This window comes from Actinomadura madurae (assembly GCF_900115095.1).
GTDB lineage: Bacteria > Actinomycetota > Actinomycetes > Streptosporangiales > Streptosporangiaceae > Spirillospora > Spirillospora madurae.
Genome location: NZ_FOVH01000004.1, coordinates 651584 through 663812 on the forward strand (window position 1 = coordinate 651584; position 12229 = coordinate 663812).

The 12229-nt window shown below is 74.0% G+C and carries 12 protein-coding genes and 1 pseudogene; 7 read left to right on the forward strand and 6 right to left on the reverse strand.

The genetic code is table 11. From position 1 onward, the window contains the following. The first annotated feature begins 24 nt into the window (after positions 1–24). Positions 25–1647, forward strand: a complete 1623-nt coding sequence (gene qcrB / locus BM339_RS15805) for a cytochrome bc1 complex cytochrome b subunit (RefSeq protein ID WP_021598643.1) — start codon at positions 25–27, stop codon at positions 1645–1647. Here qcrB and BM339_RS50665 read toward each other — a convergent pair. Next, positions 1568–1951: an anti-sigma factor family protein gene (locus BM339_RS50665; RefSeq protein ID WP_256255361.1), complete on the reverse strand. Its 384-nt coding sequence runs from the start codon at positions 1949–1951 to the stop codon at positions 1568–1570. The two genes, qcrB and BM339_RS50665, sit on opposite strands and share 80 nt — an antisense overlap. After that, positions 1846–2157: pseudogene (locus BM339_RS51390) on the reverse strand (hypothetical protein); the annotation flags it as partial. The pseudogene BM339_RS51390 and the gene BM339_RS50665, both read right to left, overlap by 106 nt. Positions 2158–2329: 172 nt before the next feature. On the opposite strand from BM339_RS51390, the gene BM339_RS15820 reads away from it, so the two are divergent. Further along, the gene (locus BM339_RS15820) at positions 2330–3385 is read left to right on the forward strand and encodes an MBL fold metallo-hydrolase (RefSeq protein WP_075021286.1); all 1056 of its coding nucleotides are present in this window, start codon (positions 2330–2332) and stop codon (positions 3383–3385) included. 29 nt (positions 3386–3414) lie between these two features. Beyond that, positions 3415–3939 carry a DUF488 domain-containing protein gene (locus BM339_RS15825; protein ID WP_021598646.1) on the forward strand — a complete coding sequence of 175 codons (525 nt, stop codon included), beginning with the start codon at positions 3415–3417 and terminating at the stop codon, positions 3937–3939. Here the strand turns inward: BM339_RS15825 and BM339_RS15830 are convergent. Then, a complete protein-coding gene (locus tag BM339_RS15830) occupies positions 3924–4475 on the reverse strand; it encodes a YdeI/OmpD-associated family protein (protein ID WP_075021287.1) in 552 nt (183 codons plus the stop codon). The genes BM339_RS15825 and BM339_RS15830 overlap by 16 nt on opposite strands. 83 nt (positions 4476–4558) lie before the next feature. Between BM339_RS15830 and BM339_RS15835 the strand changes: the two genes are divergently transcribed. Then, entirely contained in the window at positions 4559–5509 is a 951-nt protein-coding gene (locus BM339_RS15835; RefSeq protein ID WP_075021368.1) for a helix-turn-helix transcriptional regulator, read from the forward strand. A gap of 52 nt (positions 5510–5561) precedes the next feature. Then, positions 5562–6785, forward strand: a complete 1224-nt coding sequence (locus tag BM339_RS15840) for an ROK family transcriptional regulator (protein ID WP_075021288.1) — start codon at positions 5562–5564, stop codon at positions 6783–6785. On the opposite strand, the gene BM339_RS15845 is transcribed toward BM339_RS15840, so the two are convergent. The 3 genes from BM339_RS15845 to BM339_RS15855 form a co-directional block, all read right to left on the reverse strand. After that, positions 6765–7430, reverse strand: a complete 666-nt coding sequence (locus BM339_RS15845) for a GNAT family N-acetyltransferase (RefSeq protein WP_075021289.1) — start codon at positions 7428–7430, stop codon at positions 6765–6767. The genes BM339_RS15840 and BM339_RS15845 overlap by 21 nt on opposite strands. A 17-nt stretch (positions 7431–7447) precedes the next feature. After that, positions 7448–9187 carry a protein kinase domain-containing protein gene (locus BM339_RS49865; RefSeq protein WP_075021290.1) on the reverse strand — a complete coding sequence of 580 codons (1740 nt, stop codon included), beginning with the start codon at positions 9185–9187 and terminating at the stop codon, positions 7448–7450. Between the two features lie 68 nt (positions 9188–9255). Beyond that, the gene (locus BM339_RS15855) at positions 9256–10563 is read right to left on the reverse strand and encodes a GH1 family beta-glucosidase (protein ID WP_075021291.1); all 1308 of its coding nucleotides are present in this window, start codon (positions 10561–10563) and stop codon (positions 9256–9258) included. A 153-nt stretch (positions 10564–10716) separates the two neighbouring features. Here BM339_RS15855 and BM339_RS15860 point away from each other — a divergent pair, with 153 nt between their 5' ends. Further along, positions 10717–11340, forward strand: coding sequence for a TetR/AcrR family transcriptional regulator (locus BM339_RS15860; RefSeq protein WP_021598906.1), 624 nt, complete (start codon positions 10717–10719; stop codon positions 11338–11340). 120 nt (positions 11341–11460) lie between these two features. Then, the gene (locus BM339_RS15865) at positions 11461–12069 is read left to right on the forward strand and encodes an LURP-one-related family protein (protein ID WP_021598905.1); all 609 of its coding nucleotides are present in this window, start codon (positions 11461–11463) and stop codon (positions 12067–12069) included. Positions 12070–12229 lie beyond the last annotated feature (160 nt).

A 12229-nucleotide genomic window follows, 5' to 3' on the forward strand; every position in this document is an offset into this window, starting at 1 on the left:
ACGAGTACTCCGTGAGGTGGTCACGTGCCTGCCAACCCCGCCGACCGCGTACCTCCCGAATCCCTGGCCGCCGCGGGCCGGGCCGTCGACGAGCGGTTCGGCGCCGCCGCGTTCGCGCGCAAGTCGCTGCGCAAGGCGTTCCCCGACCACTGGAGCTTCCTGCTCGGCGAGATCGCCATGTACGCGTTCGTCATCGTCCTGCTGACGGGCGTCTACCTGACGCTGTTCTTCGTCCCGAGCCAGAACGAGGTCGTCTACAACGGCTCGTACGGGCCGCTCAAGGGCGTCCGGATGAGCGAGGCGTACGCGTCGACGCTGCACATCAGCTTCGACGTCCGCGGCGGGCTGCTCATGCGGCAGATCCACCACTGGGCGACGAACGTGTTCATGGCCGCGATCGCCATCCACCTGCTGCGCAACTTCTTCACCGGCGCGTTCCGCAAGCCCCGCGAGCTGAACTGGCTCATCGGGATCGTGCTGTTCATGCTCGTCATGGTGAACGGCCTGTTCGGCTACTCGCTGCCGGACGACCTGCTGTCGGGCACCGGCATCCGCATCCTCGAAGGCGTCATCGCCTCGATCCCGCTCGTCGGCTCGTACGCGGTGATGTTCCTGTTCGGCGGCGAGTTCCCGGGGACGGAGATCATCCCGCGGCTCTACGTCATCCACATCCTGCTGATCCCGGGCATCCTCGCGGCGCTGATCCCGCTGCACGCGATCGTCCTCACGTGGCGGCAGACGCACACCCAGTTCCCGGGGAAGGGCAGCTCGAACACGACCGTCCGCGGCTACCCGTTCTTCCCCGTCTTCATCGCCAAGACGACCGCGTTCTTCCTGTGGGTGTTCGCGGCGACCGCGCTGCTGGCGACGTTCTTCCAGATCAACCCGATCTGGCTGTTCGGCCCGTACGACCCGGGCGCGATCAGCTCCGGCTCGCAGCCCGACTGGTACATGGGCTGGCTGGAGGGCGCGCTGCGGATGATGCCCGCCTGGGAGATCAGCGCCTGGGGCCACACGCTGCCGCTGAGCGTCCTCGTCCCCGCGCTCGTCGTGCCGGGCGTGCTGTTCACCGGCCTCGCCGTGTACCCGTTCGCCGAGCGGTGGGTCACGGGCGACCACCGCGTCCACCACCTGCTCGACCGTCCCCGCGACGTCCCCGCCCGGACGGGCATCGGCAGCGCCGGCGTCGTCTTCTACGGGGTCCTCTGGGCGGCCGGCGGCAACGACGTGATCGCCGACCGCTTCGACATCCCGCTGTTCTGGACGACCTGGTTCTTCCGCTGCGCCATCATCCTCGGCCCCGTGCTCGCCTACATCGTCGCGTACCGGATCTGCCTCGGCCTCCAGCACCGCGACGCCGCGCTCGCCCACCACGGCCTGGAGACCGGCATCATCCGGCGTCTCCCGAGCGGCGAGTACATCGAGGTCGAGCGGCCCGCGAGCGAGGAGGGCCTGGCCCCCGTGACCGACCCCCGCCCGCCCGCCGCGGTGGCCCTCGGCCGTCCCGAGACGGAGGGCGTGAGCCCGCCGGAGGCCCGCACCCGCCTCGGCCGCGTGCGCATCGCCCTCAACACCCGCTTCCGCCGCGACCTGGCCTCCCCGCCGGCCCGGGCCGAGGACGACGAGCACAAGGCCCTCCGCCCCTGACCGCCCCGCCGGCGGCGCGTCCGGCCGGCCGGCTCCCCTGGAGGACCAGGCTCCGGAGGAGGCCGGCGACCGGGGCGAGATCCGCGATCTCGGCCCGGCACGGCGCGCAGCCCTCCAGGTGGGCGCGCATGCGCGACCGGTCGCCGGGCGGCAGGACGCCGAGGACGTAGGCCCCGGCGTCCGTCCGCGACGGGCAGCTCACGGCCGGTCCCGCCGGCCGCCCCGCGTGCGTTCGAGCCAGCCCGGCCAGAGCCGCCCGGCCACCCGCGCGTCCAGCCGGCCCCCGAGGTGCATCGACCGCCACACGCCGCGGTACCCGGGGAGGACGCCGGAGGCGACGAGGACGTGGCCCGCGATGAGCACCGTGCAGGCGTACGTCGCCCATTTGTGGACGCGGACCAGCACGGCGAACACGGGACCGCCGTGCAGCGTCGCCATCCCCGCACCGGTCCCGATCAGGACGAGCAGGCCGGCCACGAGGAGGACGTTGGCGATTCGCTGACCCGGGTCGAAGTGGCCGTCATGCCGGGCGAACCGTCCGGGCCGCGCTCGGCGTGCCGGTGTCCACGCCGGGAACCGGCTCGGCGTCCCGCGGACCCGTCATCGCGTCACCCACGGCCGGTCTCCTCACCGGCGCAAATCATGATCATCCAGTCTACGGCGGCCGGGTTAGGCTGCCACCATGTGCGAGACAACGGGTGGAGCGGGGGAGGCGCGGGCGTCGATGCCGCGTCCGGTGCGCGGGGCGGCGGTCGATCCCGTCGCGCTGGAGCCGGTGGACGAGGTCGAGATCCTCACCCTGGTGGACAACGTCTACGACGCGCTGCTCGGCAGCGACGAGCGGACCCGCCGGGCCGGGTTCGGCGCCGGGATGGTGACGGCGCCGCAGTTCGAGGAGGGCCGCACCCCCACCGGGATGATCGCCGAGCACGGGTTCTCCGCGCTGGTCACGGTGCGCCGGGCCGGCCGCTCCACCAGGCTGCTGTTCGACACCGGCCTGTCGCCGGACGCGATGGTCACCAACGCCGCCCGGCTCGGCGTCGACCTCGGCGACGTCCAGGCCGTCGTGCTCAGCCACGGCCACTTCGACCACGCCGGGGGGCTGGCCGGCCTGGCGGGACGGCGCGGCGTCCGGTCGCTGCCGATGGTGCTGCACCCGCGGGTGTGGACGAAGCGCCGGCTCGCCGTCCCCGGCGAGCCCGTGGAGGAGCTGCCGACGCTCAGCAGGAAGGCCTTGGACGGCGAGGGCTTCGAGGTCATCGAGCGCCGCGAGCCGTCCCTCCTCCTGGACGGCGGCGTCCTGATCACCGGCGAGGTGGACCGCACGACCGAGTTCGAGCACGGCATGCCGCCCCCGCACCAGGCCTGGACCGGCTCCGGCTGGGAGCACGACCCGCTGGTGATCGACGACCAGGCCCTCGTCGTGCACGTCCGCGGCCGGGGACTCGTCGTGCTGACGGGGTGCGGGCACGCGGGAGCGGTCAACATCGTCCGGCACGCGCGGCGGCTGACGGGCGTCGACCGGCTGCACGCGCTCGTCGGCGGGCTCCACCTGGGCGGTCCGGCCTTCGAGCCGGTCATCCCGCCCACGGTCGCCGCGCTGACCGAGCTGGCGCCGGGCCTCGTCGTCCCGGGCCACTGCACCGGCTGGCGGGCCCAGCACGCCCTGGCCGCCGCGCTCCCGGACGCCTGGGTGCAGGGCAGCAGCGGCACCACCTACCGCCTCGCCGCCGCATAACCCCGGCGCCGAGCGGGAAGCGTGGCCGGGTGGAGGCGCTGCTGACGTTCGGCCACGGCAGGGCCGGGCGCGAGGACCTCGCCCGGCTCCTGCGCGACGCGGAGGTCCGGTCGGTGGTGGACGTGCGCACCGCGCCCGGCAGCCGGCGCAACCCGGACGTCCACCGCGACGCCCTTCGGGCGTGGCTGCCCGCCGAAGGAGTCGGCTACCGGTGGGAGAGGCGGCTCGGCGGCTTCCGGCGGCCTGAGCCGGACGCGCCCGACACCTTCTGGCGCAACGACTCCTTCCGCGGCTACGCCGGGCACACCCGCAGCCGCGAGTTCCTGGCCGCCATGGACGACCTCCTCCAGGAAGCCGAAGGCCGCCGCACGGCGGTGATGTGCAGCGAGTCGGTGTGGTGGCGCTGCCACCGCCGCCTCATCGCCGACTTCGCGGTGCTGGCCCGCGGCCGGGCGGTGCTGCATCTCGCCCACGACGGCCGCCTCACCGAGCATCCGCCCACGCCGGGGGCGCGGCTGCGGGAGGACGGCCTGCTCGTCTACGACGGGGAGTGAGCGGCCAGGCGGGCGAGCGTCCTGGCCAGCCTCGCCGTGCGTCCGGCCGGGGTCCGGGCCTTGAGCAGCGGGAGGATCGCCAGGTAGCGGCCGGTCTTGCCGAGCGCCGCGAAGCCGGCCGCGGCCCGGGGGTCGGCGTCGAGCGCGGCGGCCAGGTCGGGCGGCACGGTGACGTCGCGCTGCGCGGCGTAGGCGGCGTCCCAGCGGCCGTCGGCGCGGGCGGCCTCGATCTCCGCCATGCCGGCCGGGCGCATCCGCCCGGCGGCGACCAGCGCCTCCGCCCGCTCCACGTTGATCCGCGACCACGGGCTGCCGGCGCGGCGGCGCGAGTACCGCTGGAGGTAGAAGTGCTCGTCGAGGGCCCTGCGGTGGCTGTCGATCCACCCGTGGCACAGCGCGACCTCCAGCGCCTCACCGATTCTCAGGGACGTGACGGGCGCGCCCTTCTTCGCGATCTTGAGCCAGACGCCGTCCGCCGACGCGTGGTGCGCGGCGAGCCACGCCTCCCATGCCCCCGCGTCCTGGAAGTGCATCATCGCTGGTCCCCCTCGGTGTCGATACCTCCATGCTCTCCCTCAAAGTGCTCGCCTTCTGAGCACTTTGAGGGAGAATGTGGACCATGCGCGCCGACCGCCTCGTGGCCGCCCTGCTGCTGATGCAGAGCCGGGGCCGGGTGACGGCGGCCGAGCTGGCCGCCGAGCTGGAGGTGTCCGTCGCCACCGCCCGCCGCGATCTGGAGGCGTTGTCGGCCGCGGGCGTCCCCGTCTACCCGCGGCCCGGACGCGGCGGGGGCTGGTCGCTCGTCGGCGGCGCCCGCACCGATCTCAGCGGGCTCACGGCGGTGGAGGCGCAGGCGCTGTACCTGCTCGCCGGTCCCGCGGCGGGCGTGTCGGCCGAGGCGAAGGCGGCGCTGCGCAAGCTCGTCCGGGCCCTGCCCAGCACGTTCCGGGCGGACGCCGAGGCCGCGACCGCCGCGACGATGGTCGACCCCACCCGGTGGGGCGGGCACGACCGGCCCCGCCCCGCCCTGGTCGGCGTGCTCCAGGACGCCGTGGTCCGCCGCCGCAAGGTCCGCCTGACCTACGCCGGCCGCACCCGCGAGCGGACGGAGCGGCTGGTCGACCCGTGGGGCCTGATCGACAAGGACGACGTCTGGTACCTCCTCGCCGGGACCGCGCACGGGCGCCGCACCTTCCGCGTCGACCGCATCGAGCGGGCCGAGCCGACGGACGCGCGCGCCGCACGCCCGGACGGCTTCACGCTCGCCGCCGCCTGGGAGGAGACCGTCGAGGAGATCGAACGGCGCCGCTCCCGCACCTGGGCGACCGTGCTCATCGAGGAGCGGTTCGTGTTCGTGCTGCGCGAGCGGTTCGGACGGCACTGCCGCACCGAGGGCACCGCCGGGCAGGGACGCGTGCGGGTCCGGGTGGGCGCGCCGACCCCGCTGGACATCGCCCGCGACCTCGCGGGCTGGGGCGGGCGCATCGACGTCCTGGAACCGCCCTCCGTCCGCGACGAGCTGGCGCGCATCGGCACGGAACTGGCCGCCCGCTACGCCGGGGAGGACTGACGCACCACGAGGGCTTCGGTAATTTGGTGGCAGCGCATCGTGAGGAGGAGCCATGTCGTCCTCGCTCCTGCCGGGCACCGGCGGCACCGGGCGGGTCTCCCCCGCGACGCGGCGGCGCACCATGGGCATCCTCCTGCGCGAGGTGCATCGGGACGGGGCGGTGTCGCGCACCGAGCTCGCCGCCCGGATGGGCGTGAACCGGAGCACGATCCTGACGCTGATCGCGAAGCTCGCGGACGCGGGCCTGGTGCGGGAGGAGCCGTCCGCGGCGACGGGGCGGTCCGGGCGGCCGTCGCTCGTCGTCCGCCCCGAGCCCGGCCGGGCGTACGTCCTCGCCTTCGACGTCGCGATGGACCGGCTGGTCGCCGCCAGGGTCGGGCTCGGCGGGACGGTCCTGGAGCGCAGGGAGGCGTTCCGGCGCCGCGGTCGGGACGACCTGGAGGACGTGGTCGCCGTCCTCGCCGGGTTCGGGCGCGCGCTCGTGGCCGCCGCCCCGCCGGACGCGGCGTGCGCGGGGGTCGGCGCGTCGTTCTGCGGCCTGATCAGGGCGGCCGACGGGAAGGTCCGGCTGGTGCCCACCCGGGGGTGGACGGATCTCGACTTCGGCCCGGCCCTCGGCGAGCGGCTGGGCCTGGACCTGCCCGTGAAGGTCGGCAACGAGGCGCATCTGGGCGCCTTCGCCGAGCTCGAACGCGGCGCGGGCGCGGGCGGCAGGAACCTCGTCTACCTGCATGGGGACATCGGCGTCGGCGGCGGCATCATCGTCGGCGGCAAGCCGCTGCACGGCGACGACGGCTACGCCGCCGAGCTCGGCCACATGATCGTCAATCCGTACGGCGGGCGCCCCTGCAACTGCGGCTCGCGCGGCTGCCTGGAGGCGGAGGTGGGCGAGGCGGCGCTGCTGGAGGCGGCCGGGCGCGCCGGCGGCCCGGTCGGCCGGGAGGGGGTGCGGGCCGTGGTGGACGCGGCGGAGGCCGGGGACGAGGCCGCCCGGCGGGCCCTGGAGCGGGTCGGCGACTGGCTCGGCATCGGCGTCACCAACCTGATCAACCTGTTCAACCCGGGCGTCGTCGTCTTCGGCGGCATGCTGCAGGAGATCTACCGGGGCGCGGCGTCCCAGGTCCGCGCCCGCGTGGCGGCGAGCGGCCTGCCCGTCTCCCGGGAGCACGTCGAGCTCCGCACCGCCGCGCTCGGCTACGAGTCCACCCTGGTCGGCGCCGCCGAGCTGGGCTTCGCCGCGCTGCTGGCCGACCCTCTAGGCGTCCTCGGCGCCTGATTCCGGGAGCCCGAACATCGGGAGGCACGGGGCGAGCCCCTCCACGGTGACGGGGACGGTGCGGTGTCGTTCCCAGTCCTCCCGGGTGAGCCGCATCCGGTGATCGATCCTCGGTTCGCCGCGGACGACGCGGCGGTCGATCCCGTTGGCCTGGTAACCGAGCTTGCGCGACACGGCCTGCGACGCGTGGCTGGTGTCGAACGCGGACGACAGCGCCTCGTCGGCGCCCAGCCCGGAGAACGCCAGGTGCAGGACGGCGGCCCTCATCTCCGTGCCGATCCCCTGCCCCTGGTGGCGGCGACCGAGCCACGAACCCGTCTCGACCTGGCGGAGGACGGCCAGGTCACGTCCCCGGAGCGTCTGCTGCCCGGCGACCTCGCCCGCGTGGAAGACGGTGAGGTCGAGCTCCCACGACTCCGGCGTCCACTCCGCGAGCATCTGCCAGTGGTGCTGGACGACGCCGCGCGCCACCTCGGCGGGCGGGCGATCCGTCCACGGCACCGCGAACGGCATCGTCTCGGGCGGATGGACCCCCTCGGCCGCGACGCCGGCCAGGGCCCCGAGTTCTTCAGGAGACGGGAGCCGCAGCTCCAGCCGGGGCGTCCTCAGCCGTAGTCCGACGAGCGGGAAGTGATCGACCAGCATTCCTTCTCCCGGCCGGGCTAGGTCGTGCGGAGTTCGGTGATGGTGAGCCGCTGCTTCGGTTCGCCGTCCGTGGTGCCGTTCTCCACGCCCTCCTTGGCCACCTTGTCGATGACGTCCATGCCGGAGGTGACCCGCCCGAAGACCGTGTAGCTGGCCGGCAGCCTCTCGGCGTCCGCGTAGAGGATGAAGAACTGGCTGCCGTTGGTGCCCGGCCCCGCGTTGGCCATGGCCACGGTCCCCCGCGTGTACCTCGCGGAGGACAGGCTCTCGTCGCCGAACCGGTAGGACGGGCCGCCCGTTCCCGACCCGCTCGGATCGCCGCACTGGAGGATCTTGAGGGACGAGTCCGTCGTGAGCCGGTGGCATCGGGAGCCGTCGAAGAACTTCCGGCCCGCGAGGTAGGCGAGGGAGTTGACCGTGCACGGCGCCTTCCCGGGGTCCAGCTCCACCGCGATCGTGCCGAGGTCGGTGCGGATGTCGGCGCGGGACGGGCTCTGCGCGGGCGGGGTGGCGGGCGGGGTCCCGGACTGCTTGATCTTCTCGGTGGTCGCCGGGAGGTACCGGCACGGGCCGGACGACCCCGATCCCGCCACCGGCGTCCGGGTGCCGGTCCCGCCCTCCGCCCTCTCCTCGTCGCCGTCCGAGAGCAGGACGGCGGTGACGAGCGCGCCGGCCAGGACCACGACGGTGGCGGCGGCCGCCCCGGCGATCAGCAGCGGGCGGGCGGCGCCGCCCCGGCCCGGCGGCGGGCCGCCCGGCTGCGGGAAGCCCGGTGGCGGCGGGGGCGGTCCGGGCGGGAACCCCGGCGCGGGGACCGGCGGCGAGGGTGCGGACGGCGCGGCGGCGGACGGCGCGCCGGGCGCCGTGGCCGAGGGCGCGCCGGGCACCGTGGCGTCCGGTGCCGGGCGCGCGGCGGCCGACGTGCCCTCCGCGAGCAGGTTCGCGTCCGCGCCGAGGCCGAGCAGCCGCTGCAGCACCTGGACCGCGGTCGGGCGTCCCGCCGGGTCCTTGGCCAGGCAGGCCGCGACGAGCGCGCGCAGGTCCCCGGTCAGCGCGCCGAGGTCCGGTTCCCCGTACAGGACCTGCTGCATGATGACCGGCACCGAGGCGCCGCCGAAGGGCGGGACGCCGTTGGCGGCGAACGCCATCGTGCAGCCCCAGGCGAACATGTCCAGGGGCGCCCCGCCGGTGGACCCCGCCACCTGCTCCGGCGCCATGTAGGCGGGCGTGCCGACGGCGCCGGTCAGGGTGGCGGACGTGGCCTCCAGCGGCCGGGCGATGCCGAAGTCGATGACCTTCGGGCCGTCCGGCCCGAGCAGCACGTTGGCGGGCTTGAGGTCGCGGTGCACGACGCCCGCCTCGTGGATCGCGGCCAGCGCGGTGGCGGTGCCGACGGCGAGCCGCACCAGTTCGTCCGGGGGCGCCGGGCCGCCGGCCGCGATCCGGTCGCGCAGCGACGGCCCGTCGATGTACTCGCTGACGATGTAGGGGATGTCGCCGTCCGCCTCGGCCGCGAGGACGCGGGCCGTGCAGAACGGGGCGACGCGCCGGGCGGCGGCCAGCTCGCGCTCGAAGAGGGTGCGGGCCCGCTCGTCCCGTCCGACGTCGGCGTGCAGGATCTTCACCGCGACCCGCTCCCCCGCGTCCGACTCACCGAGGAAGACGACCCCCTGCGCGCCCTCCCCGATCCGGGCCGTCAGCCGGTATCCGCCGAGTTCGCGGGGATCGGTCGCGCGCAGCGGACGGGTCTCCGGCATTCACCACCTCCACGACGATCCGGAAAGGGCAGACTATCCACGCCGCGTCCCGGACGGTCGCGCGGTGGTCACCCCGGGTTCCGGGACGAGGCGATGAGGTCGCGGTACCAGCCGTAGGACTTCTTCGGCGTGCGCTTCTGCGTCTCGTAGTCGACGTGGACGAGCCCGAAGCGCGGGTGGTAGCCCTCCGCCCATTCGAAGTTGTCCAGGAGCGACCAGGCGAAGTAGCCGCGGATGTCGACGCCCTCATCGATGGCGGTGCGCATGGCGGTGATGTGGGCATCCAGGAACTCGATGCGGGACGTGTCGTCCACGGCGCCGTCCGGGCCGGGCTCGTCGGGGAACGAGCAGCCGTTCTCGGTGATGTAGAGCGGCGGCAGGTCGTAGCGCGAGTCGAGCGTGCGGAGCAGTTCCAGGAACGCGTCCGGGACGATCGGCCAGCCCATCCCGGTCACCGGGTACTCGGTGATGTCGGCCAGGTCGAAGGGCAGCGGCCCCTCCGCGGGCGTCCTCACCCGTGTCGGGTGGTAGTAGTTCACGCCCAGGAAGTCGATGGGCGCGGAGATGAGCGCCATGTCCTCGGGACGGACGAACGGCGCGTCCGCCATCGGGTCCGGGTAGCGGCCCAGCAGGACGGGGTCGGTGAACAGCCGGTTCATGAACCCGTCGAAGGCGTCCGCGGCGGGCCGGTCTTCGGGGGTCGCCGCCCAGGCCGGGGAGTAGTGGTTCGTCAGCCCGATCTTGCGTGCGCCGCGGCTGCGCAGGGTCTGGATGGCGAGGCCGTGGCCGAGGAGCTGGTGGTGCGCGGTGGGGAGCGCGTCCAGCATGAGCGTCCGGCCCGGAGCGTAGACGCCGAACGCGTACCCGTAGGCCGTGACGACCACGGGCTCGTTCAGGGTTATCCACATGTCCACGCGGTCCGCGAGCCGCGTCGCCGCCAGGTAGGAGAATTCGGCGAACCGGTAGGCGGTGTCGCGTTCCATCCAGCCGCCGGCGTCTTCGAGCGGCTGCGGGAGGTCCCAGTGGTAGAGGGTGGCGACGGGGGAGATGCCCGCGGCGAGCAGCCCGTCCACCAGGCGGTCGTAGAAGTCGAGGCCCTTCGGGTTGACCGGTCCCCTCCCGGCGGGCTGCACGCGGGGCCACGCGATCGAGAACCGGTACGCGTCGACGCCGAGCCCCGCCATCAGCGCGATGTCCTCGGGCCAGCGGTGGTAGTGGTCGCAGGCGACGTCGCCGGTGTGGCCGTCCCTGACGCGTCCGGGGGTGTGGGAGAAGACGTCCCAGGTGGACGGTCCCCGCCCGTCCTCGCCGGCCGCGCCCTCGATCTGGTAGGCGGCGGTGGCGACGCCCCAGCGGAAGCGTTCCGGAAGCCCCATCGCGTTTCCCTCCCCTGCATGCCTCGGCGAAATGCGAATAGCCTTCGGATATTAGTGCGGGGGTGGTGCGCGCGGAAGACTCCCGTGACCCGCGGGTGGTGAAGGGCGGGCCGAGCATGCCGGGCACCGGTGCGTTCGGGGGACAATGGCAACGTGACCGAGATCCGCACCCCGCTCCGCCGCCGTCCCGCCCAGCGCCGCAGCGCCGAACGCGTCCAGCGGATGCTCGACGCCTGCGCGGCCATCCTGGACGAGGACGGCTACGACGGCCTCACCACGACGCGCATCGCGCAGCGGGCCGAGGTGGCGATCGGGTCGGTCTACCAGTTCTTCCCCGACAAGCGCGCCGTCGCGCAGGCGCTCGCCCTGCGCAACCTGGAGGAGTTCGGCGACCGGGTCGCCGCGCGGCTGGCCGCCGGCGAGTTCGGCGACTGGTCCGACACGGTCGGCGCGATCATCGAGATCTTCGTGGAGATGCACCGGACCGTGCCCGGCTTCCGGGTGCTGCGCTTCGGCGACGTCGCGGACGTCAACCTGCTCGACTCCGAGGCCGACAACAACGCGGTGGTCGCCGACCGGCTCCGCAGGCTGGTGGTGGACACCTTCGGCGTCCAGGACACCCCCGGTCTCGCCACCGCGCTCGCCATCGCGGTCGAGGCCGGCGACGCCGTGCTGAAGATGGCGTTCCGCCGCAGCCCGGACGGCGATCCCGAGATCGTCGCCGAGGCGGAACGGCTGATCCACGGGTACCTGGCCGCGCACATCCAGGAGTCCTGAGCGACCCCCGCGGCGGCGGGCGTGCCCCGGGCGCCGCGGCCCGGCCCGGCGCGCCCGCGCAAACGCCGCATGAAGCTGGGTCGCTGTGGCAGACTCCCTCGGCAAAACGCAATAGAACGGGTGAGTTCGCTGGACGAAGAGAGACTGCAGGCGCAGCGCAAGCTGCTGATCCGGCAGCGGGTGCGCCTGATGGTGAACCAGTACGAGGTGCACGCCGAGGGCAGCGGCGGCCAGGAGGGCGAGCTGCTCGCCTTCGCGCAGCAGAAGCGGCTGGCGTTCAAGGAACAGGTCACCCTGTACTCCGACGACACCAAGACGCGCCCGATCCTCGGGTTCAAGGCGCGCAAGCGCATCGACCTCGCGTCGGCGTACGACGTCACCGACGCGCACGGGCAGGCGATCGGCGTCTTCCGCAAGGACTTCAAGAAGTCGCTGCTCGCCTCGACCTGGCACCTGGAGCAGCCGGGCCTCGGCGTGACGACCGGCAGCGAGCGCAACAAGGTCGTCGCGGTGCTGCGGCGCGTCTGGCAGATCATCCCGTACGTGGAGAGCCTTCCGTTCGCCTGGCCGTACCACTTCGACTTCTACGCCGGTGACCAGGTGGTCTTCTCCGTCGACAAGAAGTTCGGGTTCCGCGACCGCTACGTCGTCGAGATCAACGACCCGCGGCTCGACCGCCGCCTGGTCATCGCGCAGGCGGTCGGCCTGGACGCCCTCCAGTCGCGCTGACGCCCTCCCGGTCGCCCTGACGCCCTCCCGGTCGCGCCGGCGCCCGCCTCCGGGCGATGCGCGTTCCCGCGACGCCCTGGCCTCCGCGCGCTTTACATGTTACGAAGGTATGTAAAGCCGTGGGCGGAGCACACCCGCGTCGCGATCGCGCGGCGTCCTG

Excerpts from the sequence above, each read along its gene's own strand:
- BM339_RS15820 (WP_075021286.1), top strand. The coding sequence starts at position 2,330 with ATGTGCGAGACAACGGGTGGAGCGGGGGAGGCGCGGGCGTCGATGCCG.
- BM339_RS15830 (WP_075021287.1), bottom strand. The coding sequence starts at position 4,475 with ATGATGCACTTCCAGGACGCGGGGGCATGGGAGGCGTGGCTCGCCGCG.
- BM339_RS15835 (WP_075021368.1), top strand. The coding sequence starts at position 4,559 with ATGCGCGCCGACCGCCTCGTGGCCGCCCTGCTGCTGATGCAGAGCCGG.
- BM339_RS15840 (WP_075021288.1), top strand. The coding sequence starts at position 5,562 with ATGTCGTCCTCGCTCCTGCCGGGCACCGGCGGCACCGGGCGGGTCTCC.
- BM339_RS15845 (WP_075021289.1), bottom strand. The coding sequence starts at position 7,430 with ATGCTGGTCGATCACTTCCCGCTCGTCGGACTACGGCTGAGGACGCCC.
- BM339_RS49865 (WP_075021290.1), bottom strand. The coding sequence starts at position 9,187 with ATGCCGGAGACCCGTCCGCTGCGCGCGACCGATCCCCGCGAACTCGGC.
- BM339_RS15855 (WP_075021291.1), bottom strand. The coding sequence starts at position 10,563 with ATGGGGCTTCCGGAACGCTTCCGCTGGGGCGTCGCCACCGCCGCCTAC.